Genomic DNA, 23,286 nt, shown 5'->3' with positions numbered 1-23,286 from the left:
TGCTTCCCGTTTACTATTTTTGTTTAAACCAAATCTTTGTTGGGTTGATTCTTAACGGCGATAAAAGTGGCGCGTTTGGGCGCCGGATACCCCTCAACCGTCAGGCTGACATCGTTAGGATCCAGGTAGTCCACCAAGGACTCATTAGGCATCCATTCTGTGCTGCGCTGCTCTGCAAGTGAAGTCACATCGATATCGACGCAGCGAACATCGACAAAATCCGCCTTCTTTAGCCAGGCTTCCAGCGCCTTGGCCGACGGCAGGAACCAGACATTGTTCATCTTGCCGTAGCGCTCCCCTGGGACCAGTACGGTATTTTCATCGCCATCGACCACTAAGGTCTCGAGGACGAGTTCACCGCCGGTTCTCAGTTGATCCCTCAATTGCAGCAGGTGATCTATGGGGGAGCGTCTGTGATAGAGCACGCCCATGGAGAAGACGGTGTCGAAGGCATCCAGTGGCGGTAGCTGCTCTATGCCCAGAGGCAGCAGGTGCACTGGGTGGTCATTGCCCGCCAGGCGTTTTACCGTCTCAAATTGACACAGAAACAGCGGCGAGGGGTCGATACCCACGACGCGTTTAGCGCCGTCACCCAGCATACGCCACATGTGATAGCCGCTGCCACAGCCGACATCCAGCACGGTGCGATTCTTCAGTGGTGAGATATGGGGCTGAACTCGCTCCCACTTCCAATCTGAGCGCCACTCGGTGTCGATATGGATGCCGTGTAGATCGAAGGGGCCCTTGCGCCAGGGGCAGAAGAGTTTTAGTAGGTTCTTGAGTTTCTCCTGCTGGCCCTTGCTGAGCTGTTCGCCACTGCCCACCTCTACCTTAGTGGTGAAATCGATTCTGTCCGGCGCAGGATAGTGCAACTTATTGAGCACCTTCTCCCACTTGGGCAGGTTGCCATGCTTATGTTCACGTTGCCACTGGCCGAGGATCGCCGGCAGCTCTTCTAACCAATGTTGAAGATTGGAATCGGCGATTTGTTGATAAAAGGAGCTGAAGCTGATCACTTGATGGCCACCATAGATGCGAAATTAAAACATTGGAACCAGACGCTGAAATGGCTAAAGCCCTGGGCTTTAAGCCTTTGCTGATGCTGGGGCAGGGTGTCAGGTTTCATTACATGCTCGAGCGAGCTGCGCTTTTGGCTGATCTCAAGCTCGCTATAGCCGTTGGCGCGCTTAAAGTCGAGGTGTAGCTCGTCCAGCAGATGCTGCACCGGCTCGTCTTCGAACACTAATTTCTCTGACAGCACCAGAATTCCGCCGGGTTTGAGTCCCTGATAGATCTTGGCGATCAGCGTCTGTCTGTCTTCCGGGGCCAAAAACTGCATGGTGAAGTTTAAGATGACCATGGAGGCATCTTGGATCTCGATATCGCGTATATCGGCGCAGATAAGGTCGACTGGGGTTTCGCTGACATAGGCGCTGAGGTTCTGTTTACAGCGTTCGATCATAGACTCGCTGTTGTCGACGGCGATGATCTCACATCCGCGACCTTCGATACGGCGACGCACACTCAGGGTGGCCGCGCCCAAGGAGCAGCCTAAATCATATATCTTGCTATTGGGGGTGACACATTTGTCGGCGAAATCGCCCAAAGTGTTGATGATCTGTCCATAGCCGGGAACAGAACGGCGGATCATATCGCTAAAGACGCCTGCGACTCTATCGTCGAATTGAAAGTCACTGATATGTTCACAGGCCTGTGCGTAAATAGTATCTTGAGTTGAGTTCATCAGAGTTTTTTGAGTAAATTCAATATTTCATTCTAGCTAATGATAACAGTTCGCAGCAAGTCTGGTACTGGTAATTAGGAATAAAATTCTGTCTAATATCCTAATAACAACATATATTTTACAGCGTGGTGACTTTGCGCTCGACGCAGGGATGCTAAGGTTATTTTTTGTAGCCAGCTTGTAATATAAGCTGCCTTTTATAAGCCCTTTTTATAAGGGGCTGTTTTAGAACAAGTGATAGCTTGGCTTGATATAAAAATGATAATAGAAACTGGGACCTACCTTTGACATCACTACACACTTTTGCTTCGGCCTGTGTTGCCTGGCGACGTCTCCTGTCGGCGTGCATAGTCTTTGCGCCGCTCATGATGGCCCGTTTTGTGCTGGGAACTGCCGCGTTGGCGCTGAGCTTAATGCTTAGTTTTCAGGTGTCTGCACAAGAGCAGCAAGCCCCGCTAGTCTTGGTAATGGGGGAGGACAGCTACCCTTATCAGTTCGTCGATGAGAATGGCGATGTCAAGGGGGTCTTGGTGGATCTCTGGCGTGAGTGGTCGTCTCAGACTCAGGTGCCAGTGGTATTTGTTGCCCGTCATTGGCAGGACTCCTTGAAGCAGCTGGCGCTGGGGGATGCCGATATCCATATCGGCCTTGGGATCACCAAGGAGCGGGATAAAGATTTCGATTTCGCGGCGCCCATCGCCTATGTCAGTACCTATCTCTATGTGCGTAACACGCTAAAGGGTAAGAAGAGTTTTAGCGATCTCCAGCCCTATCGCATCGGCATAGTGACCGGCTCATCCCATGAATCCATTCTCAATCAGCAAGTTACTGGTTTGAGTTATCGCTACTATAATAGCCGCGCCGAACTGCTTCGTGGCGTGGTGGCCGGCGAGGTCGATGTCTTCGCCGGCATGGAAGGCTACTTAAAGGATAACGCCGTTAGCCGCGCCGTTCTGGAAGAGTTTCCCCTGGATAATCGTTTGCTTATCAAGAAGACGGCGCTGGTGCCCGCCGTCAGCAAGGGAAGGCTGGATCTTATCACAGAGATCAACCGCGGCTTTGACCGCTTGAGCCAAACCATCCGCGCCGAGATAGACAAGCGTTGGTTAGGTTTTAGCCATGATGCCAACACCTTAGTGATTGCCACCACGACAGGAATTCAACCCTTTGTCGATACCGGCGGCGACGGTGAGCCACACGGTCTCTATATCGATATCTGGAAGCTCTGGTCTAAGAAGACGGGCATAGAGGTGGAGTTTCGCCCCGCTGCTATGGAAGATGGCCTGGATGAACTCAAGTTTCACCGCGCCGATATCCATGTGGGGTATCCAGAGAGCGATACCATGAAGACTAATCTCACCCGTGCCTGGCGCACCTATCAGGTCAAGAGTCGTCTGTTCAGTTATGGTAAGGCGATCAATAGCCTGGATGAGCTAAAGGGTAAGCGTGTCGGCGCCGTGCCCACCGCGCCTTATCTGGATAAACTCAAGCAGGCGCTGCCAAACTCTGAGCTTAAGCTCTATACCGATGTGACTCAGATGATAGAGGCCGCCCAGCAGGGGCATATCGCCGCCTTCGTGGCCGCATCGGCTTGGACCCAACACTATTTGCTGCGCGCCGAATCCTGGTCTGACTTTCACCAGTATCGCAAGCTGGCCTTCACCACAGACATCTATGCCTTGACCCGCAACGAGGACAAGGGGCTGGCTCAGCGTATCGCGGCGGGCTTTCGTCTGATCAGCAATGCCGAGCTTGCCGCCATAGAGAATAAATGGATCTTGGATAGAGACGACAGGAGCGTGCAGTCTTTGCTTAATCCGCTTTCTATTACAGAGGAGCAGCGCCGTTATCTGGATAGTTTGGGTACGCTTAAAGTGGGCTACCTTGCTGCCTGGGCGCCCATGGAGTATCAGGGGCCGACCGGTGAGTTTATGGGGATCAACAGCGAGATCAGCCACTGGGTCGCCGAGCAGCTGGGTTTAACCATAGAGGGGGTGCCATTCGATCGCTGGAGCAGTCTGCTGGAGGCGCTTAAACAGGGTGACATCGATATGGTCGGTAGCGTCGCCCATACCCCTGAGCGGGAGCGGGAGATGATCTTTACCACCCCATATTGGCCATCCCCCTGGGGATTGGTGACTAACCTCAGTCAGGTGACTGTGTTTAACCTGAGTCAGATGAGTGGTAAGCGTCTGGCGATTGTCGAGGGGTATCATCTCATCGCCAATCTGATGAACAAGGCGCTGGGCATCGAGCTGGTGATTGTGCCCAACAGCCGCGCCGGTGTCGATGCGGTGGCCCAGGGCAAGGCCGATGCCTTCATCGAGAAGGTGATCAACATGGCCATGGTGCTTAAGGAGTCCGATTACAAAGCACTTAAGATGTCTGTGCTGGCGGACTTTTCCCAGCAGCAGAGCCATTTCGCCCTGAACCCCAAGTTTGATGCGCTGGTGCCCCTGTGGGATCAGGCCATCGCCCAGATCACGCCAGAGCGGCAAGAGGAAATTTATCAGCACTGGGTGAAAGATGAACCTAGCAGTTGGAAGGCTTGGGTGAACTATCAGAGCGCCTTCTATCTTCTGGCGCTACTCAGCTTTGTGGTGTTTGTCTATCTTATCTGGCGCGCTCAGCGTAGCCGCTTGGCGGCCGCCAAGGAGCTTGCCCATGAGCTGACCCGGGCAGGGCAGTTCGATGCACTCACCGGCTTGCCGAATCGCAGCCTGCTCGATGACAGATTGCAGCAGTCTGTGCTGTTACATCGCCGCGAGATGCAGCCCTTTGCCGTACTCTTTATCAGCTTCGACAACATGCGTGAGATCAACCAGACCTATGGCCATCAAGTAGGCGACAGGGTGCTGGCCAAGGGCGCGCAGCGCCTCAAATCGGCGGTGCGTAAGTCTGATACTCTGGCGCGTTTCGGTGGCAACGAATTTGTGATGGTGCTTAATCGCAGCAAAGATCTCGATACCGTGTGCCAGGTGGCCGACGGTATAGTAGGCGGCTTTAGCGCTCCCTTTGCGATCAACGGCCTGGATGTGGCACTATCGGTCAGCATAGGGGTGGCCATGTTCCCAAGCGATGGCGATACTGTGGTGGAGCTACTCAAGACCGCCGACAAGTTGATGTCGCGGGCGGTGAAACAGGGTGGGCGCTGTTACCAGAGCGCCTGATCTGTGACCCCAGTTCAGGATTTGATGGATATTTATCCAACCCAAAGGTTTACTTCATTTTAAGCGGATGAAGTTGTTTTGAAATCGGCAATATTTCACTATAATGCCGCTTTTGTCATGTATTGAATATCCTCAAGCACGGCCTTGACGGATGAAAGGAAAGTGTTAGATGCGCAGTCATTATTGTGGAGACGTTAATCGGTCTCATGTTGGGGAAGAAGTTACTCTCGTAGGTTGGGTTAACCGCAGTCGCGATCTCGGCGGCGTGGTTTTTCTGGATTTGCGCGACCGTGAAGGCGTGATTCAGGTAGTATATGATCCTGATCTGCCAGAGGTATTCGATGTCGCCAGCACACTGCGCAGTGAGTTCTGTGTTCAGGTCAAAGGCCTGGTGCGTGCACGTCCAGACAGCCAGATCAACGACCAGATGCGCACAGGTGAGATTGAGGTGCTGGGTAAGGCCCTGACCATACTCAATAGCGCACCGGCACTGCCGATCAACATGGACAAAAATCAACACAACACCGAAGAGCAGCGCCTTAAGTATCGCTACCTGGATCTGCGTCGCCCAGAGATGGCCGAGCGCATCATCTTCCGCTCTAAGGTGACCAGCGCCGTGCGTCGTTTCCTCGACGGCAATGGTTTCCTCGATATCGAGACACCAATTCTGACCAAGGCAACCCCAGAGGGTGCCAGGGACTATCTGGTGCCTAGCCGCACCTACAAGGGCCAGTTCTTCGCGCTGCCACAATCGCCACAGCTGTTTAAACAGCTGCTGATGATGTCTGGCTTCGACCGTTACTACCAGATCGTGAAATGTTTCCGCGACGAAGACTTACGCGCCGACCGTCAGCCTGAATTTACTCAGATCGATATCGAAACCTCTTTCATGACCTCAGCGCAGGTGATGGACAAGACTGAAGAGATGGTATGCGGCCTGTTTAAAGAGCTGCTAAACGTCGACCTGGGCGAGTTCCCTAAGATGACCTTCGCCGAAGCGATGCGTCGTTACGGCTCAGACAAGCCAGACCTGCGTAACCCGCTGGAGTTGGTCGATGTAGCCGATCTGGTTAAAGATGTCGACTTCAAGGTGTTCCAGGAGCCAGCCAACGACAGCGAAGGCCGTGTTGCCGTGCTGTGTGTGCCGGGCGGTGCTAGCCTGTCACGTAAGCAGCTCGATGAGTATGGCAAGTATGTCAACATCTATGGCGCCAAAGGCTTGGCATGGATGAAGGTCAACGAACTGGAGAAAGGCCTGGAAGGCATTCAGTCGCCAGTGCTTAAGTTCTTAAGCGAAGAGGTGGTTAAGGGGATCCTGGAGCGCACAGGCGCGGCCAACGGTGACCTAATCCTGTTTGGCGCCGACAAGGCGAACATAGTGGCCGAAGCCATGGGCGCGCTGCGTCTTAAGGTAGGTGAAGATTTCGACCTGCTACAAGGCGACTGGAAACCACTATGGGTGGTTGACTTCCCAATGTTCGAGCGCACCTCTGACGGTGGCCTGCACGCCATGCACCACCCGTTCACTGCGCCAAGTGGTATCACGCCAGCCGAGCTGGAAGCGGATCCAACGGCGGCTATCTCTGATGCCTATGACATGGTACTTAACGGTTGTGAACTGGGCGGTGGCTCGGTACGTATCTACGACGCCGAGATGCAGTCGGCCGTATTCAGAATCCTGGGGATCAACGACGAGGAAGCCCAAGAGAAGTTTGGCTTCCTGCTCGAAGCGCTCAAGTATGGTACGCCGCCACACGCAGGTTTGGCATTCGGCCTAGACCGTATGGTCATGCTGATGACTGGTGCCAGCTCGATTCGCGACGTGATGGCCTTCCCTAAGACCACCACGGCAGCCTGTCCGCTCACCAATGCCCCTGGCTTTGCCAACCCTGTACAGCTCGAGGAGCTTGGGGTCAGCGTAGTGGAAGCGAAAAAAGAGCAGGAATAAAACAAGATTGAACCAATAAGCCGAGCATCTTGCTCGGCTTTTTCGAGGCAAACTCGAATAAGGAGTCCCTATGGCCGGTCACAGTAAATGGGCCAACATCAAGCACCGCAAGGCGGCACAAGACGCCAAACGCGGTAAACTCTTCACCAAATTCATTCGCGAACTCACGGTAGCGGCCAGAGAAGGCGGCTCGGATCCCGATTCAAACCCGAGACTCAGGGCGGCAATCGATAAGGCGCTGTCAAATAACATGACCCGTGACACGGTCGAGCGCGCCATCAAGCGCGGCGCCGGTGAGCTCGATGGTCAGGTACTGGAAACCATCATGTACGAGGGCTATGGTCCTGGCGGCACCGCCGTGATGGTCGAGACCATGACAGACAACCGTAACCGCACCGTCTCTGGCGTACGTAACGCCTTTAGCAAGTCTGGCGGTAACCTGGGCACAGATGGTTCTGTGGCCTATCTGTTCGAGAAGCGTGGCGTGATCTCTTACGCCGAAGGCAGCGATGAAGACACCATCATGGATGCGGCGCTCGACGCCGGCGCCGAGGATGTGGTGACCAATGATGATACCTCTATCGATGTCTACACCACGCCAGAAGCCTTTGGTACGGTTAAGGATGCGCTGGATGCAGCTGGTCTTGAGGCGGTTAATGCCGAGGTGACCATGGTGCCATCGACTAAGGCGGAGCTGGATGCTGAGACGGCGCCTAAGTTCCTGCGCCTCATCGATAACCTTGAAGATCACGACGATGTGCAAGAGGTCTATCATAACGCCGAGATCTCAGATGAGATCTTAGCCAGCCTCGAATAGGCAGACTATGCCGATAATCTTGGGGGTGGATCCCGGCTCGCGGATCACAGGCTATGGGGTGATCCAGTGCCAGGGCAGGCAGCAGATCTACCTGGGCAGCGGCTGTATTCGTACCCAATCCGATGATCTGCCTTCCCGGCTCAAGGTGATTTTCGATGGGATAAGCGAGATCATTCGCCAATACCAGCCGGATGAATTTGCTATCGAGCGGGTGTTTCTGGCTAAGAATGCCGATTCGGCGTTAAAGCTCGGCCAGGCGCGCGGGGCGGCCATCGTCGCCGCCACCAATGCTCAATTGCCGGTGGCCGAATATTCGGCGACCCAGATCAAAAATGCCGTGGTCGGCACGGGACGGGCGCAGAAGAGTCAGGTACAGCACATGGTGCAACAGATCCTCAAGTTGCCGGCGGCACCACAGGCCGATGCAGCCGATGCGTTAGGCGTTGCCCTGTGCCATTTCCACACATATCAGAGCCTGATCGCCATGGGCGGTAAGGCTAGCGCGAGAACTTACGGAAGATATAGATGATAGGTCGTTTACGGGGATTACTCGTCGAGAAGCAAGCGCCCGAGGTGCTGATTGAAACTGGCGGTGTCGGCTATGAGGTGCAGATGCCGCTCACCAGTTTTTATGAACTGCCGGAATTAAACCAAGAGGCGGTGATCTACACCCACTTCGTGGTGCGTGAAGACGCCCAGCTGCTGTACGGTTTCATCACCAAGCAGGAGAGGGCGCTGTTCAGGCTGCTGATCAAGACCAATGGCGTCGGTCCTAAGCTGGCACTGACCATACTCTCTGGCATGACGGCGGGCGAATTCGTGAAATGCGTCGAGCATGACGATATCGCGACCCTGGTTAAGCTGCCGGGTGTCGGCAAGAAGACTGCGGAGCGTCTGTTGGTTGAGATGCGCGACAAGCTTAAGAGCCTGATGGAAGCGTCCCATGGCAACGAGCGCGAGTTTGTGTTGCAGTCTAACTATACTCCTGCGCCTGTGGTTAACACTGCCGAAGAAGATGCCATCTCGGCGCTTTTGGCGTTAGGATATAAGCCGGCACAGGCCAGTAAGGCGGTGTCCAGTGTCTTCGAAGAGGGCATGGATTCAGAAACCTTGATCAAGGCATCGCTGAAATCGATGCTCTAGCGCTCAGAGTGAGAAATAGATGATTGAAGCCGATAGGTTAGTTCACGCCCAGCCCCAAGGCACTGAGGAGCGGGACGAGCAGATAGATAGGGCGATGCGTCCTAAGCTGCTGGATGAATACACGGGCCAGGACGATGCCAGGGCCCAGCTCAAGGTGTTTATCGAGGCGGCGCAGAAGCGCGGCGAGGCCCTTGATCATATGTTGATCTACGGACCACCAGGTCTGGGCAAGACTACGCTCGCCATGATCGTCGCCAACGAGATGGGGGTTAACATCAAGTCCACCTCGGGCCCAGTGCTGGAGAAGGCGGGGGATCTCGCGGCCCTGCTGACCAATCTCGAGTCCGGTGATGTGCTCTTTATCGACGAGATCCACAGACTAAGTCCTGTGGTGGAGGAGATCCTCTACCCGGCGATGGAAGACTATCAGCTGGATATCATGATAGGCGAGGGTCCGGCGGCGCGCTCCATTAAGCTTGAGCTGCCTCCCTTCACCCTGATTGGCGCCACCACTCGTGCTGGCGCACTGACATCGCCGCTGCGTGCCCGTTTTGGCATCCCACTGCGTCTCGAGTTCTATAACGTCAAAGATCTTAGCAGCATCGTCACGCGCTCGGCCAAGGTGCTTGAGCTGCCGATCGATCAAGAAGGCGCGGTAGAGGTCGCCAGACGTTCTCGCGGCACGCCGCGTATCGCTAACCGTCTGCTTAGACGGGTACGTGACTACGCTGAGGTGAAGCACGATGGCGAGGTCAACAAGGTGGTCGCCGAGAGCGCTTTGGATATGCTGGATGTGGATGTCGAAGGCTTCGATTATATGGACCGTAAGCTGTTGCTGGCCATCATAGATAAGTTTATGGGCGGCCCTGTGGGTCTGGATAACCTGGCCGCGGCCATCGGCGAGGAGCGTGAGACTATCGAAGATGTGCTCGAACCCTTCCTGATCCAGCAAGGCTTCATCCAGCGCACCCCAAGAGGACGTATCGCGACGGCGAGAGCCTATCAGCACTTTAACCTGATCCAGCCGGAATAATCGCTAGGCGAACGGCTATTATCTTCACATTATTGAGTTGAGCGTTAAAAAGCGTGGTCGAAAGACTGCGCTTTTTTGTTGTCACCTACTTGCTCTAAATACGACGCCTTTGCTGTCTACCCAGTACCTCCCTGTCTGAGCATTTAATCAAAGCTTTCAATCAACGCCTTCAATCAAAGCCTTTAATCTAAGGCGCTAATATAACGTCTCCATGAGTGTGCTTTGAGTGTCATGATCTTGCGGCTGTCGCTCTGTCGTTGCTGGGGACGCACTCGAATTTCTATGCAATCAGGTCGATGATTCGAGTCGGTTGCTGTCTAGCTACTCCTGAATCCTATTTCAGAATCCTTTCGTTTAAAATTTAAGCTAAAAGAGTTCCTGTTAAGGGAATAAAAGATACAAAGCGTTACATTTATATAATTTAATAAGCCTACTTGTTAGTGGTTTTGTTAATTCTCCACAAAGATTGAGTGTATTTAAATTGAAGATTGATTCGTGTCCATTTTATTAATTTCGCACTTAGTTACTCCTTAAAATTAAATGCGTTAAGTCAGTAATTTCTTTAATTGGGCGGGGTGGAAGCTAGGTAGAGAGATAAGTTAACTAACGCTGAGTTTCTGCGCGTTTGTAAAATATTGTAACAAGCAAGTCTAATCATCGCTCAGCATCCTTATTCATTTAAGGCTCGGGTCGGCGGATTTGTTAATGGTGGCGTGTTTATGTGCCTGCGGCGTAAAAACGCCAGATTGAAACAAGTGTTTAGACTGTTTTTTTTGTGATGGAGGTCACACTTTTGTCTTTTGTGTGCGTTGTGATTGTGTTGCAACTCTTGCCGAGTAAAACACTGGCTCGAATCAAACATTCTAGTTAATTAAACCAGGTGAATGCTTATTCACTATCTGGGGTGAAATATTAAACTTGCGTTGTTACTTAAATGATACTTTGTATTAACTTTTATTTTTCATTGGTTAATGAATTGGTGGATTGACGCATTTGGGGTGAAAGGAGAGTATCGAATCGAGCGTTGAATAAATAAAAGAACGGCGCCGAATAAAAATTGAATTAGGGAGTAGACCTACATGATTAAAACAAGCAGATTAGCTGCGGCAGTTAAATTAAGTTTAATTGCGACAGTGTCGACCAGCGGATATTTTGTTGCCAACAATGCCGTTGCTGCCGAAGAAAGTGCCTCTTTTGAACGTATCGCGGTAACGGGTTCACGCATTCAACGTCAAGACATGGAAACGGCTTCACCTGTTACCGTTATCGACGCCAGTGCTATTCGCGCCGAGGGTTACAACTCGGTCGATGAGATCCTACAGGCGCAACCTGCCATGGCGGGTATGGCAGTAGGCTCTACCACTAACAATGGTGCCGACGGTGTCGCCCAGGTGGATCTACGTGGTATGGGCGCAAGCCGTACGCTAGTGCTGTTAAATGGCCGCCGCATGGTGAACTCAGGTTCGGGCGCCGACAGTGCAGTGGATCTGAACACTATCCCAGTGGCGATGATCGCCCGTGTGGAGATCCTGAAAGACGGTGCCTCAGCGGTTTATGGCTCTGACGCCATTGCCGGTGTTGTGAACATCATCACCAAGAAAGATTTTGAAGGCTTCCAGCTGGACATCAATGGCGGCGCGACCGACAAGGGTGATGGAGAAAACGTTGAGATCAGTGCGCTTTACGGCTTCAACACAGACGGTGGTAACTACACCTTTGGTGTGGCTTACTCAGACCGTGGTGGCGTGATGCAAAAAGATCGCGACTGGGTAGAGAAGGGTGCCAGTAGCTTCATCCCAACCGGCTCATTAGGCGGCAAGGTACAAGACGAGAACGGCAACTGGGTCGATCGCACCGAAGGGTATGACTTTACCCAGGACAGCTGGCTACAGACACCAAACGAGCGTTACAGCTTCTTCGCCAACGCGACCCAGGAGTTTGCGAACGAAATCGTCTTTACCGGCGACCTGCTTTATACCAAGCGTCAGTCTGAGCAGATGATGGCGGCTCAGCCAGCCTCTGTGATGTTAGATGTGTGCACGCCGACTTCTACAGGTAACTGCATTACGCTAACCGACGAGATGGTTGCCGGTGGCATCACGCCTGACGACCAAGGCCGCGTCGAATATCGCAGAAGAACCACAGATGCGGGTAACCGTATCTACGAGCAAGACACTGACACTCTGCGTGTCTCAGCGGGTCTGGCCGGTGAGTTCGATGTTCACACAGGCATCGCCTGGGATCTTTCTTACACCTATGGTAAGAACAAGGCAGAGACCTGGGTGCACAACTCAATCAACGCTAAGAACATGGCGCAGTCTGTCTATGACAACCAGGATGCCTGGTTCAGCGGTGACCCACTGTCTCAAGCCATCGTCGATGATATCAGCTACCTGGAAAGCACTACAGGTGGTAACGAGCAGCACATCGTCTCTGGCGTGATCAGCGGCGAAGCCTTCGACCTGGAGGCGGGCCCAGTGGCTTATGCGATTGGCGCCGAGTATCGCCATGACAGTGGTTACTACAATCCAGATCCAGTGATCGTCGCCGGTGAAGGCACCGCGGCCCAGCAAGATCCTACCGATGGTAGCTACAGCGTGGTGTCTGTCTATCAAGAGGTGAGCGTACCTTTTACCGACAAGCTGACCGGTGAATTTGCGCTGCGTTTCGATGACTACTCAACTTTTGGTAACGCATCGACTTGGAAGATAGGTTTGACCTATGAAGCGACCGATGACCTTATGCTTCGCGCCGTAGCGGCAACCGGTTTCCGCGCGCCAAACGTGAGCGAGCTGTTCGGTGGTAACGTGGGTTCATACGACTACCTGGACGATCCTTGGGGCAACGAGCAAGACCCACAGATCCTGGTGAACTACACCTCAGATCCCGATCTAAAGGCTGAGTCTTCAGAGTCTTACACAGCTGGTCTGGTGTACTCGCCAAGCTATATCGACGGCATGTCACTGACGCTGGACTACTGGCGCTTCAAGATCAAAGACGCCATCTCGCGTCTGGACGTTCAAGCGGGTCTGAATGCTTGCCACGCTGGTGATACTACAGCTTGTGAAACCTTCGGCATCACGCCTGACGGTAACCTGGAGAACTTGACTAACCCGTTAACCAACGTGGGTTATCAAGACACCAGTGGTATCGACTTTAACCTGGCTTACCGTTTCGAAGGCCTGGGTCTGGATTGGAGCATCAGCAACGATCTGACCTACCTGCTTGAGTTTGAACAGGATGGCATCGACTACACTGGCACCATCGGCGGTATGTTCGGTGGTTACGCTAAGGTGAAGAACAACTTCAGCGTTAAGGCTGGCCAGGGTGACTGGAGTCTGATGTACTCTAACCGCTTTATCGGTGAGATGGACGACATCAACTATGGTGACACAGTTGATTCAGTGCTGTACCACAATATCTCGGGTATGTACCACATCAACGACAGCATTACGGCAAGCCTGGGCGTGAAGAACTTCACCGATGAGAAGCCTGTGATGGTGGCAAGTGGTAACGAAGCAGGCACAGTGCCTGAGGTTTACGACACTATCGGTCGTCAGATCTACGGCGGTGTAACCGTTAAGTTCTAACGAGCAGTTGGAAATAAAAAAGCGCCCTAGGGCGCTTTTTTTATGCGAGTATCAAAATTAGCCTAAGCCGTGCTGGGCAGATCTCATCTGAATGAATTCAATCTTGTAGCCATCAGGGTCTTCTACGAAGGCTATCTCAGTGGTGCCACCGGCAACCGGGCCAGGCTGACGTGTCACCTTACCACCGGCGGCTTCAATGGCGGCGCAGCGACTGTAGATATCCTCTTCGCCGATCGCCAGATGGCCAAAACCGGTACCAAGGTCATACTTGTCCGTATCCCAGTTGTAGGTGAGCTCGACCACAGCGGCACCAGTTGCCTCTTCGTCGAAGCCAACGAAGGCCAGGGTATAGCGGTATTCTGGATTCTCGGACTTGCGCAGTAGCTTCATGCCCAGGATCTCGGTGTAAAAATGTATGCTACGATCGAGATCGCCGACCCTCAGCATGGTGTGTAAAAGTTGTGCCATAAGGACCTCTTTTTAGGGGAATGCTAGGCCCAAGTATACCTTATTTATCCACCATTTAAATCTGTGCTAGCGGTTTGCTTGTCCCCTGACAGTCTGGGAAATACAGGTGTAAATCGCCATGATCCCTGTCACAGAATGGGCCTATGTCACTGGTGTTAACCCGGGTGGCTGGGATAATTGAGCTTGGTTACTAGAGGAGTTGTCAATGCCAAACGAATTGAAAATGGCCCTTGGATTAACGGCCACCATAGCACTGTTTCTATCTGTGTTTTTTGTCTGTATGTTTTGATACCAATCTTAGTAAATAACTGATCACTCTAGCGTGTTAAAACGTCCGATAACGGTGTTACCATTTGTGATTGTAGAATAACTACTTATCAAAAAATGCTGCCTTGTTCTCGAACGTTTTTCCCGTGCTATTTCTGATCACTTACTTACCGTGATTGGTATAGCTCAGCAGCGAACCCTCGCTACTGAGTCTGAAAAAAGCCGCATCTGCGGCTTTTTATCTTTGAGAGCTTATTTTTATTCAAGAGTTTGCTTAAGTATTTGCTCAAGTATTAGTTCTAGAATCAGCGCAAGCCTGAACGCCTATTCGTCTGGATAGACCTTCTCTTTAAACTCGCAGTGCTCTTCAATCAAACAGCTGGCGCATCTTGGCTTACGGGCAACACAAGTATAACGCCCGTGAAGAATAAACCAGTGGTGCACATCTACCTTAAACTCGGCCGGTACCACCTTTAACATCTTCTGCTCCACCTGATCCACGTTCTTGCCCATGGCAAACTTGGTGCGGTTAGCGACGCGGAATATATGGGTATCGACGGCAATGGTCGGCCAGCCGAAGGCGGTGTTTAATACTACGTTGGCGGTCTTACGACCCACGCCAGGCAGGGCTTCGAGTGCCTCTCTATCTTCGGGCACCTCGCCGCCGTGCTTCTCCAGCAAGATCTTGCAGGCCTTGATAACGTTGATTGCCTTGTTGTTATACAGGCCTATGGTCTTGATATAGTCCTTGAGTCCCTCGACGCCTAGGTCATAGATGGCTTGGGCGGTATTGGCCACGGGAAATAACTTGTCGGTGGCCTTGTTAACGCTCACGTCCGTGGCCTGGGCCGACAGGGTGACGGCAACCAGCAGCTCGAAGGGAGAGGAGAAGTTAAGCTCGGTTTCTGGCTTAGGATTGTTATCGCGAAAGATCTCCAGGATCTTGCGGCGTTTCTCGGTATTCATAACTTAACTCACCTTGGTAATGCGTGCGCGGGTGACGGCTGGTGCGGCCTCTAAGACGGGTTTACGCGCCTCAAGCTGCTTGTCGATCATGTTCTTGATGGCAATGAGGAAACCCATGGCGATAAAGGCACCAGGCGGCAGCATGGCTAGCAGGAAGTTGGTATCCACCTGCCAGAGATGAATCGTTAGCCCTTTAGCCCAGTCGCCAAGCAGCAGATCGGCACCGTCAAACAGTGTGCCCTGGCCCAAAATCTCGCGGCAAGCGCCTAACAGCATGAGCACCAGGGTGAAGCCTAGTCCCATCATCAGGCCATCAAACGCCGCCTTAACCACGCTGTTGCGTGAGGCGAAGGCCTCGGCGCGGCCAATGATGACACAGTTGGTGACGATAAGCGGCAGGAAGATCCCCAATGACAGGTAGAGGCCATAGGCATAAGCGTTGATCAGCAACTGTACACAGGTCACCAGCGCGGCGATGATCATCACAAATACGGGTATGCGGATCTCTTTGGGCACAAACTCTCGCACCAGGGAGACAAGCACGTTGGAGCCCACCAGGACCACCAGTGTTGCTAAGCCGAGGCCTATGGCGTTGGTCAGGGTCGCGGTGACCGCCAGCAGCGGACACAGGCCCAGGAGCTGGACTAAGCCCGGATTATTCTTCCACAGCCCTTGCCAGGCGATATCACGATAGTTACTCATACTGGACCTCACAGTTGGCAGGGCGGTTTAACAGGGTCTGCTTGTTGGCATTGAAATAGGCCAGGGTGCGCTTAACGGCGCCGACATAGGCCCTTGGCGTGATGGTGGCGCCGGTAAACTGGTCAAACTGACCGCCATCTTTCTTCACCGCCCAGCGCTTGTCTTGCTCGCCCTGAATACTCTGTCCCTTAAAGCCCAGTACCCAGGAAGACTTACGCAGATCTATCTTATCCCCAAGGCCCGGCGTCTCGTTATGGTTAAGGGTTCGCACGCCTAAAACCTCGCCCTTGGCATCGATGGCGACGATCAGCTTAATCTGACCGTTGTAGCCGTCCGGTGCGACAGTTTCCATGGCGATGGCTACCGGCTCGCCTCCTTGGCTGGCGATGTAGGCGGGTAGGGGCTCATCTATACCCAGGACATCTGCGTCCTGGATCAGGATGCAGTGCTCAATAAGCGCGTTGTCATGCATCTCATCAGGGATGATCTGATGCAGGGTGCGCATCAGCTCGAGATCTTGCTGCTGCTTGATCCGCTCGAAGGTAAACTGGTTAACCAGGGCCACCAAGGCGGTACACAGGAGGGCGAATAATCCCAGTAAGCTAGCATTTTTGACGATAGAACGTTTCACTTCATACTCCTGCCGTGGGCTTAGCGGCTTGCTCTGTGGCCGTAGGCTCGGGGTTTGACATAATAATCGATAAAGGGCGCGCACAGGTTTGCCAGCAGCACGGCAAAGGCAAAGGCATCGGGATAGCCGCCGAAGCTACGGATCAGATAGACCAGGAGACCAATCAGGGCGCCGAAGATCAGTCGGCCGCGGGTGCTGGTCGCCGCGGTCACAGGATCGGTTGCTATAAAGAAGGCCGCCAACATGGTGGCGCCGGAAAACAGATGCAGCAAGGGGCCCATGTGGGTATCAGGGCTCAGCAAATAACCTATGCTGGCGCAGACAAACAAACTGGCCAAGATGGCGGTGCTTATCTGCCAGCGGATCAGCTTCAGCTTGAGCATCACCAGGCCGCCAGCCAGGTAGGCCAGGTTTATCACCGCCCAGCCTATGCCAAAGCCGTCGCTAAAGCTGGCCTTAGTTAAAATCTCATCCAGGGTCAGGCCGGTGGAGAGGCCTGTCTTGACCGCATCCAGAGGCGTGGCCATGGTCACGCCGTCTATGCCGGCGCGATAGGCGAGGATCTGCTCGGCGTCGGCGCCCTGAAAGATGACACTCAGGCTTTGCATCAGCCCCACGTCATGCAGGGCGGCGCCACTTGGGGCGACCCAAGTGGTCATCTGCACCGGGAAGGAGATCAGCAGCATCACATAGGCCGCCATGGCCGGGTTGAAGATGTTGTTGCCAAGGCCGCCGTAGAGCTGTTTGACCACTAAGATGGCAAATATTACGCCTATGGCCGCAATCCACCAAGGTGCCAGGGCTGGAATCGCCACTCCGATGAGCAGGCCAGTAAGGGCCGCGCTGTTGTCACTGATGGTCTTGCCCACGGGACGCGCACGTAACTTTAATACCGCCGCCTCTGTGGCCACTGCGATGGCAATAGCCAAGGCTATCTGGATCAGGGTTCCCCAACCGAAAAAGTAGCACTGGGCCAGCGCGCCGGGCAGAGCGCACAGCATGACCTTAAACATCAGGCCACGGGTTTGTGCCTTGGTGGATAGGTGTGGCGATGAGGCCAACTTAAATGCCATGATTAATCCTTGTGCTCATTGTTTGGGGTCTCTGCCTCGGGCTTAGCCAGCTTCTTCGCCTTGGCTTTGGCGACTGCGGCGGCTATTTTGGCCTTCTTGATCGCTTCAGGGCTGTTGGCCTCGGCATCGTCTATCGCCTCAACCTGTACAGATGCCGCTTTAGCTGGCTCTGCATCAGTTGCGGCTTCTGCTTTTGGCTCATCGCCTGATCCGGCCTGCAGTGCCTTCTTCGCCTTGGCCTTGGCGACTGCCGCGGCTATCTTTGCCTTCTTGATGGCCTCAGGACTGTCGGCTTCAATATCCTCAGCTGGGGTCATGACGTCTGGCTCATCGGAAGCCCCAGCGTCTTGCTGTGCCTTTTTTGCCTTGGCCTTAGCAATGGCGGCGGCAATTTTTGCCTTCTTAGCAGCCGCAGCATCTGCCTTTTCGGTGCCTTCGACATTGTCTGTGCTAGCACTCTGGTTTTCGCTTGGCTTAGCTGTCTCGCCGCTACGCTCAATTGGTTCGTCGCTGCGTTCAATTGGCTCGTCGCTGTGCTCAACAGTCGCGGTTTGCTGCTCATTTGAGCCTACCTGAGCGGCTTTCTTGGCCTTGGCGCGGGCGATTGCCGCCGCGACTTTCTCTTTCTGGCTTAATGGCGCAGTCTCAGCACCTTGCTGAGCGGGCACTTGGCTTGCTTCAGTGGTATCGGCCGTGTCTTGTGCGGCTTTCTTCGCCTTGGCTCTGGCGATGGCGGCGGCGACTTTATCTTTCTGACTCATAGCGGCCGATTCACTATTGTCGGCCCCCATGACTTGTGATGCTGGCTGCTCGCTCGTCTCAGTTTCTGTTTCGCTGGAAGCTTTCTGGGCGGCCTTCTTAGCCTTGGCCCTCGCGATAGCGGCGGCGACCTTGTCTTGTGGCTTCTCTGTCGTTGCGCCTGCTGAGCCTTGTGCCTCTGCGGCCTTCTTGGCCTGGATTCTTGCCATGGCGGCGGCAACGGCATCTTTATCAGAGCCTGTCATCTGCGCCTTGCGACGCTCGGCCGCCTGTTTGGCTTTCTCTTCACGCGCCTGTTTCTCCTGCTCGAGGCGCAGGGTGCGGGAATCGAATCTCTGCTTGGCAAGCTCCGCCTGTTTCTTCTCTTCCGCCTCTTGGCGCAGGGCAGATTTGGCGACGCGATAATATTCCACTAGTGGAATGTCGCTAGGGCAGACATAGCTGCAGCAGCCACACTCGATACAGTCACGCAGATTGTAGCTGGCAGCCTTGTCATATTCCTGGGCCTTGGCATGCCAGAACAGCTGCTGGGGCAGCAACTGCGCCGGACAGGCCTGGGCACACTCGCCGCAGCGGATGCAGGGCTGCTCCGGACTCTGTGGTGCAACTTCTTGTTCGCTCGGCATCAGGACACAGTTGGTGCCCTTGGTGATAGGCGCCGCGACATTCGGCAGCATGTAGCCCATCATGGGGCCGCCGATGATCACCGGGGCATTGACATCGCCCCTAAACTGACCCACCTCGAGCAGGTGCTCGACTGGCGTGCCGATAGGGACCCAGTAGTTGCCGGGCTTAGCGATATTTTGACCGGTCAGGGTGACCACGCGCTCGATGAGCGGCATATTGCGATAGACTGCCTGGGCTATGCTGTAGGCGGTGCCTACGTTTTGCACCAGAATGCCCAGGTTGGCCGGAATGGCGCCTGAGGGTACCTCTTGTCCTGTGAGGATCTGGATAAGTTGCTTCTCGCCGCCTGACGGATAGAGCGTGGGGATCTTGCTCACTCGCGCGCAGTGACTCGGCAGCTGGCTGCGGTTGAGCGCATGGCCCATCTGCTCGATGGCCTCTGGTTTATTGTCTTCGATGGCGACAACGATGCGTTTCGGGCTGAGTAATTGATGGACTATCTCTATGCCGCGGACGATCTCATCGCAGCTTTCCTGCATCAGCTTGTCGTCCGAGGTGATATAGGGTTCACACTCGACGCCGTTGATGATCAGCAGCTCAATCTCGCTAACCGGTTTGAGCTTGATATGGGTTGGGAAGGCGGCGCCGCCAAGGCCCGCAATGCCTGCCGCCTGAATCCGCCTGATGATGGCGTCGTTGTCCATCTCGGCCACTTGTTCAAGACTCAGTGGCGCATGAACGCTTTCGATCCACTTTTCCTGATGATCGTTTTCAATCACGCAGGTGAGCACAGGTAGCGCGGAGGCGTGGTTGCTGGCACGCTCCTCGATGGCGACGACTTTGCCTGAGACAGGGGCATGGACCGGCAGATGGCGAAAGCCTTCGCCCAGGGTCAGGGGCTGTCCCTTAGTGACAGTGTCGCCGACTTTCACTGCTAAGGTGCAGTTTTCGCCGACGCCCGGGACAGGAATGAGGTAGTGGTCCGCAAGGGGCAAGCGGCTTATCTTGCTCTGGTTGGAAAGCGTTTTATGTTCGGGTGGGTGAATACCGCCGGGGATACGCCAGAGTGTGCCTTTATCTATCTGTTCTAACAAGGTTAACACTTAGATTCCTCGCTAATATTGACCACGGGTATGGCATTGAGCTGCCAGCTCCAGTTTTGCAGTGTCTCGGCAACGGGGATCATGTCGATACAGTCTACAGGGCAAGGCTCGACACACAGATCGCAACCTGTGCAGTAGTCTGTGATAACCGTGTGCATCTGTTTGCCTGTGCCTAAGATGGCATCGACCGGACAGGCCTGAATACATTTAGTGCAGCCGATACATTCGGCCTCACGAATGAAGGCGACCTTTTTTACCTGGGTCTCGGCGCTGGCGGTGAGCGGCTCTGGGTCGACGCCCATCAGCTCGGCAAGCTTCTCCATGGTGGCGGTACCGCCCGGCGGACACTTGTTGATCTTCTCGCCGTTGGCGATCGCCTCGGCGTAGGGACGACAGCCTGGGTAGCCGCATTGGCCACATTGGGTTTGCGGCAGTAGTGCCTCGGCCTGGTCGATAATGGGATCGCCTTCGACCTTAAATTTTTCGGCGGCGTAACCCAGCAGCGCGCCGAAGGCGAGGGCGAGTAATCCTAATAGGATGATGGCAATAATAACTTGGCTCATGCTTAATTAACCAAACCTGTGAAGCCCATGAAGGCCAGAGACATCAGGCCTGCGGTGATCATGGCGATGGCGCCGCCCTTGAAAGGCGCTGGAACATCGGCTGCGGCGAGGCGCTCACGCATGGCGGAGAAGAGGATCAAGACGATGGAGAAACCGACCGCCGCGCCAAAACCATAGATGGCCGACTCGATAAAGTCGTGCTTCTCGTTGACGTTGAGCAGGGCTACACCCAATACGGCGCAGTTGGTGGTGATCAGCGGCAGATAGATACCCAGAGCCCTGTGCAGGGCGGCACTGGTCTTCTGTACCAGCATCTCGGTAAACTGCACCACGACGGCGATAACCAGGATAAAGGCCATGGTGCGCAGATAGCTGAGATCGAAAGGGGTCAACAGGTAGGTGTCGACCAAATAGCTTAAGATAGAGGCAAGGGTGAGCACGAAGGTGGTCGCCATCGACATGCCGATAGCCGATTCCAACTTACTCGAGACCCCCATGAAGGGGCAGAGGCCGAGAAATTTAACTAATACAAAGTTGTTGACCAGCACTGTGCCGACCAATAGGAGGAGATATTCGCTCATCTCAATGGGTTATCTATATCTAATTTACGGGCTATTATCGGCCTTTCGGCCGGGATAAACAACACAAAGAATGAAGGGATTATTTATCCCGCCGTCTGACTGCGCGCAGATTGTTCATCCTTTACGGTGAATGGTTTAGGCTTAGCGATGTAAAAGCCTTGTAAGCCGTCCACTAAAAGCTGCTCCAGGGCAAACTTCTCTTCTTGACGCTCGATACTGGAGGCGATCACCTTAACCGACTGCTTACGGGCCACATCGACTATCATCTTCACGAAGAAGCGATTGTTGCTATCAGTGTCTATTCCCTGAGAATAGCTGCCATCGAGCTTAATAAAGTCGGGCCTGACCTCTTTAAAGAACTTGAAAGAGGTGAATCCCATGCCAAAGTGCTCGACCGCCACCCGTGCGCCGACACTGTGCATGTCGCGCACAAACTTATGGGCCTGACGGATATTGGCCTGCATTCCTGCCTCATTCACCTCCAATACCAGGCGCGAGGCGATCTGGCGCTGACGTACGAAGATATCTTTCAGCCAGGCGGTAAAGGCGGGCTGGTTGACTGAGGCGGTACTGATGTTGATCCCCAAGGCGCCGGTGAAGGTTGGGGTGTCGAGCAACAGGCGCAGGGTGCTGAGTATGATGATCTTATCCAGCTCTACGCTGAGCCCATGACGCTCGGCCATGGCGATCACTGTGCCCGTGGGCAGAAACTTGCCCTCGCTGCTATAGAAGCGCGACAGCAGCTCGCGATAGACGTTGTCGGCGCCGCGACAGGGTTGAATATCTTGGGCGTGAAACTTGATGGCGCGGCGCTTAATAATATCTTCGATGGCCAGCTTCCAGTGAGAATCGCCAACCAGTTCCTCGTCGCTGAGCTTCTCCTGTACATGATAGCTGTTGGGGCCGAGTGTCTGGGCGATGCTGACGGCGGCGTCGGCAATATAGACAAGAGACAGGGCGTCGCCGCCTTGCTCATAGGGCACCATGCCGATATAGGCGACCGATTCGAGATCGCCGCCTTGCTGGTACTCATCGAACTGGGCTTTTAATTTCTCCAGCGGCAGCTGGGCATCCTTTAATACCAGATCCGGTATAAAGACGGCAAAATCTGCGCTGCTGATCCGAAATGCCTCGATATTTGGCATCCCTTGTAGGGCCTTGCGGATGCAGGTGGAGACGCCTGCCAGATAGTCATCGCCCGCCGCGCGGCCCTGGCTCTGGTTAACATGACCAAGTTCGGTGGCCTTGATCATCGCCATCAATCCGATGCGCGACTTGCCGGGCTTGGCGAGGGCGTCGAGCTTCTCGGTAAACTTAGGGCGGGTGCCAAACAGGGTGACGGGATCTTGATAGGCCTCACGATTAAGCTGCTCTGTCTGTTGCTGCAGCTGATCGAACTTGTCATGCAGGGCAACGCGGCAATGCTCCAGCGCCTTGCCTAAGGGTTTGAGTTCGCCGTGAAAACGTGAATGGGCAATGGCATCAAATTTAAGCTCGGCGAAACCGTCCAGGGCATTGACCGCATAGCCTATGGTCCGCTTCTGTCTGGCCATCAAGAGGGTAAAGAGTACCGCCAGGGCCAGATAGCCACCGACTATCCAGATAAGAGTCTGGATAAAATGAGTCAGCGCATCCTTGGCTATGGTGCGGCTGGAGAGTTTCACCTGCAAGCGGCCTAGGGGCAGTGCCTGGGTGTGTTCCCTTGGCTGATTAAAGAGGACTGTGGCCAGATCCGTACCTGAGGCGATAAGTTCGCCCTGGGTGTAGTTGAGGTTGCCATCTAATTGGTGAACATATTGGAAAAACTGAAATTCGTATTGCTTAGTCAGCAGGGTATAGAGTGCCTGGCCTTGCTCGGGCAGGGGCTGTTGCCAGATGGGATCGGCCTGATATTCCTTAAGTTGGAAGTCGGCTATTGCGGCGATCTCTTGTCGCTGGTTGAGATAGGCCAGCGCCGTCAAGGCAAGACAAGCCGTTATCAGCAATAGATGTATAGATTTTCCAACGCCCATAAGAAAGTAACCCAAATTGATCGACTGCTCATTCTAGCTAAATTTGAAACAGATAGTCTAACGCTTTATGGCCGATGAGTTTTTTAGGT

At 54.0% G+C, this 23,286-nt stretch carries 18 protein-coding genes; 7 read left to right on the top strand and 11 right to left on the bottom strand.

Features of this window, described 5'->3' with window-relative positions:
• Positions 1-23 precede the first annotated feature (23 nt).
• Together cmoB and cmoA are read right to left on the bottom strand one after the other, a co-directional pair.
• A complete protein-coding gene (cmoB, locus tag K0I63_RS10805) occupies positions 24-1,016 on the bottom strand; it encodes a tRNA 5-methoxyuridine(34)/uridine 5-oxyacetic acid(34) synthase CmoB (RefSeq protein WP_220081030.1) in 993 nt (330 codons plus the stop codon).
• Positions 1,013-1,744, bottom strand: a complete 732-nt coding sequence (gene cmoA, locus K0I63_RS10800; protein ID WP_011865879.1) for a carboxy-S-adenosyl-L-methionine synthase CmoA — start codon at positions 1,742-1,744, stop codon at positions 1,013-1,015. The genes cmoB and cmoA overlap by 4 nt, the downstream gene beginning before the upstream one ends.
• Positions 1,745-2,109: 365 nt before the next feature.
• Between cmoA and K0I63_RS10795 the strand changes: the two genes are divergently transcribed.
• The 7 genes from K0I63_RS10795 (at position 2,110) to K0I63_RS10765 (ending at position 13,445) form a co-directional block, all read left to right on the top strand.
• Positions 2,110-4,914, top strand: coding sequence for a transporter substrate-binding domain-containing protein (locus tag K0I63_RS10795; RefSeq protein WP_220081029.1), 2,805 nt, complete (start codon positions 2,110-2,112; stop codon positions 4,912-4,914).
• 169 nt (positions 4,915-5,083) lie between these two features.
• Positions 5,084-6,862 carry an aspartate--tRNA ligase gene (gene aspS / locus K0I63_RS10790; RefSeq protein WP_220081028.1) on the top strand — a complete coding sequence of 593 codons (1,779 nt, stop codon included), beginning with the start codon at positions 5,084-5,086 and terminating at the stop codon, positions 6,860-6,862.
• 70 nt (positions 6,863-6,932) lie between these two features.
• The gene (locus K0I63_RS10785; protein ID WP_220060678.1) at positions 6,933-7,679 is read left to right on the top strand and encodes a YebC/PmpR family DNA-binding transcriptional regulator; all 747 of its coding nucleotides are present in this window, start codon (positions 6,933-6,935) and stop codon (positions 7,677-7,679) included.
• Between the two features lie 7 nt (positions 7,680-7,686).
• A complete protein-coding gene (gene ruvC / locus K0I63_RS10780; protein ID WP_220042535.1) occupies positions 7,687-8,208 on the top strand; it encodes a crossover junction endodeoxyribonuclease RuvC in 522 nt (173 codons plus the stop codon).
• On the top strand, positions 8,205-8,822 hold the full coding sequence (ruvA, locus tag K0I63_RS10775) for a Holliday junction branch migration protein RuvA (protein ID WP_011865874.1): 618 nt from the start codon (positions 8,205-8,207) through the stop codon (positions 8,820-8,822). The genes ruvC and ruvA overlap by 4 nt, the downstream gene beginning before the upstream one ends.
• A gap of 19 nt (positions 8,823-8,841) precedes the next feature.
• Entirely contained in the window at positions 8,842-9,855 is a 1,014-nt protein-coding gene (gene ruvB, locus K0I63_RS10770) for a Holliday junction branch migration DNA helicase RuvB (protein ID WP_220081027.1), read from the top strand.
• Positions 9,856-10,934: 1,079 nt separating this feature from the next.
• Positions 10,935-13,445 (top strand): TonB-dependent receptor plug domain-containing protein, encoded by a 2,511-nt coding sequence (locus K0I63_RS10765; protein WP_011865872.1) that lies wholly within the window; start codon positions 10,935-10,937, stop codon positions 13,443-13,445.
• A 57-nt stretch (positions 13,446-13,502) separates the two neighbouring features.
• On the opposite strand, the gene gloA is transcribed toward K0I63_RS10765, so the two are convergent.
• The 9 genes from gloA to K0I63_RS10720 form a co-directional block, all read right to left on the bottom strand.
• Complete coding sequence (gloA, locus tag K0I63_RS10760; protein WP_220060682.1) at positions 13,503-13,913, bottom strand: lactoylglutathione lyase; 411 nt, start codon at positions 13,911-13,913, stop codon at positions 13,503-13,505.
• A gap of 591 nt (positions 13,914-14,504) precedes the next feature.
• On the bottom strand, positions 14,505-15,146 hold the full coding sequence (gene nth, locus K0I63_RS10755; RefSeq protein WP_220081026.1) for an endonuclease III: 642 nt from the start codon (positions 15,144-15,146) through the stop codon (positions 14,505-14,507).
• A gap of 3 nt (positions 15,147-15,149) precedes the next feature.
• Positions 15,150-15,848 (bottom strand): electron transport complex subunit E, encoded by a 699-nt coding sequence (locus K0I63_RS10750; RefSeq protein WP_220081025.1) that lies wholly within the window; start codon positions 15,846-15,848, stop codon positions 15,150-15,152.
• The gene (rsxG, locus tag K0I63_RS10745) at positions 15,841-16,479 is read right to left on the bottom strand and encodes an electron transport complex subunit RsxG (RefSeq protein WP_220081024.1); all 639 of its coding nucleotides are present in this window, start codon (positions 16,477-16,479) and stop codon (positions 15,841-15,843) included. Before rsxG ends, K0I63_RS10750 begins: the two co-directional genes overlap by 8 nt.
• A 20-nt stretch (positions 16,480-16,499) precedes the next feature.
• Positions 16,500-17,552, bottom strand: a complete 1,053-nt coding sequence (rsxD, locus tag K0I63_RS10740) for an electron transport complex subunit RsxD (RefSeq protein WP_220081023.1) — start codon at positions 17,550-17,552, stop codon at positions 16,500-16,502.
• Positions 17,553-17,554: 2 nt separating this feature from the next.
• Entirely contained in the window at positions 17,555-20,041 is a 2,487-nt protein-coding gene (rsxC, locus tag K0I63_RS10735; protein ID WP_220081022.1) for an electron transport complex subunit RsxC, read from the bottom strand.
• On the bottom strand, positions 20,035-20,604 hold the full coding sequence (gene rsxB / locus K0I63_RS10730; RefSeq protein WP_144204256.1) for an electron transport complex subunit RsxB: 570 nt from the start codon (positions 20,602-20,604) through the stop codon (positions 20,035-20,037). The genes rsxC and rsxB overlap by 7 nt, the downstream gene beginning before the upstream one ends.
• A gap of 2 nt (positions 20,605-20,606) precedes the next feature.
• Positions 20,607-21,185: an electron transport complex subunit RsxA gene (gene rsxA, locus K0I63_RS10725; RefSeq protein ID WP_011865864.1), complete on the bottom strand. Its 579-nt coding sequence runs from the start codon at positions 21,183-21,185 to the stop codon at positions 20,607-20,609.
• An 83-nt stretch (positions 21,186-21,268) separates the two neighbouring features.
• Positions 21,269-23,197 carry an EAL domain-containing protein gene (locus K0I63_RS10720; protein ID WP_220081021.1) on the bottom strand — a complete coding sequence of 643 codons (1,929 nt, stop codon included), beginning with the start codon at positions 23,195-23,197 and terminating at the stop codon, positions 21,269-21,271.
• Between the last annotated feature and the right edge of the window lie 89 nt (positions 23,198-23,286).

Source organism: Shewanella rhizosphaerae, assembly GCF_019457655.1.
Lineage (GTDB): Bacteria > Pseudomonadota > Gammaproteobacteria > Enterobacterales > Shewanellaceae > Shewanella > Shewanella loihica.
Note: the sequence above shows the minus strand (reverse complement) of the source record. Positions and strands in the feature narration are given on the sequence as shown.

Excerpts from the sequence above, each read along its gene's own strand:
- rsxA (WP_011865864.1), bottom strand. The coding sequence starts at position 21,185 with ATGAGCGAATATCTCCTCCTATTGGTCGGCACAGTGCTGGTCAACAAC.
- aspS (WP_220081028.1), top strand. The coding sequence starts at position 5,084 with ATGCGCAGTCATTATTGTGGAGACGTTAATCGGTCTCATGTTGGGGAA.
- K0I63_RS10765 (WP_011865872.1), top strand. The coding sequence starts at position 10,935 with ATGATTAAAACAAGCAGATTAGCTGCGGCAGTTAAATTAAGTTTAATT.
- nth (WP_220081026.1), bottom strand. The coding sequence starts at position 15,146 with ATGAATACCGAGAAACGCCGCAAGATCCTGGAGATCTTTCGCGATAAC.
- gloA (WP_220060682.1), bottom strand. The coding sequence starts at position 13,913 with ATGGCACAACTTTTACACACCATGCTGAGGGTCGGCGATCTCGATCGT.
- K0I63_RS10785 (WP_220060678.1), top strand. The coding sequence starts at position 6,933 with ATGGCCGGTCACAGTAAATGGGCCAACATCAAGCACCGCAAGGCGGCA.
- ruvC (WP_220042535.1), top strand. The coding sequence starts at position 7,687 with ATGCCGATAATCTTGGGGGTGGATCCCGGCTCGCGGATCACAGGCTAT.
- rsxD (WP_220081023.1), bottom strand. The coding sequence starts at position 17,552 with ATGGCATTTAAGTTGGCCTCATCGCCACACCTATCCACCAAGGCACAA.
- K0I63_RS10720 (WP_220081021.1), bottom strand. The coding sequence starts at position 23,197 with ATGGGCGTTGGAAAATCTATACATCTATTGCTGATAACGGCTTGTCTT.
- ruvA (WP_011865874.1), top strand. The coding sequence starts at position 8,205 with ATGATAGGTCGTTTACGGGGATTACTCGTCGAGAAGCAAGCGCCCGAG.
- rsxB (WP_144204256.1), bottom strand. The coding sequence starts at position 20,604 with ATGAGCCAAGTTATTATTGCCATCATCCTATTAGGATTACTCGCCCTC.
- K0I63_RS10795 (WP_220081029.1), top strand. The coding sequence starts at position 2,110 with ATGATGGCCCGTTTTGTGCTGGGAACTGCCGCGTTGGCGCTGAGCTTA.
- cmoA (WP_011865879.1), bottom strand. The coding sequence starts at position 1,744 with ATGAACTCAACTCAAGATACTATTTACGCACAGGCCTGTGAACATATC.
- K0I63_RS10750 (WP_220081025.1), bottom strand. The coding sequence starts at position 15,848 with ATGAGTAACTATCGTGATATCGCCTGGCAAGGGCTGTGGAAGAATAAT.
- ruvB (WP_220081027.1), top strand. The coding sequence starts at position 8,842 with ATGATTGAAGCCGATAGGTTAGTTCACGCCCAGCCCCAAGGCACTGAG.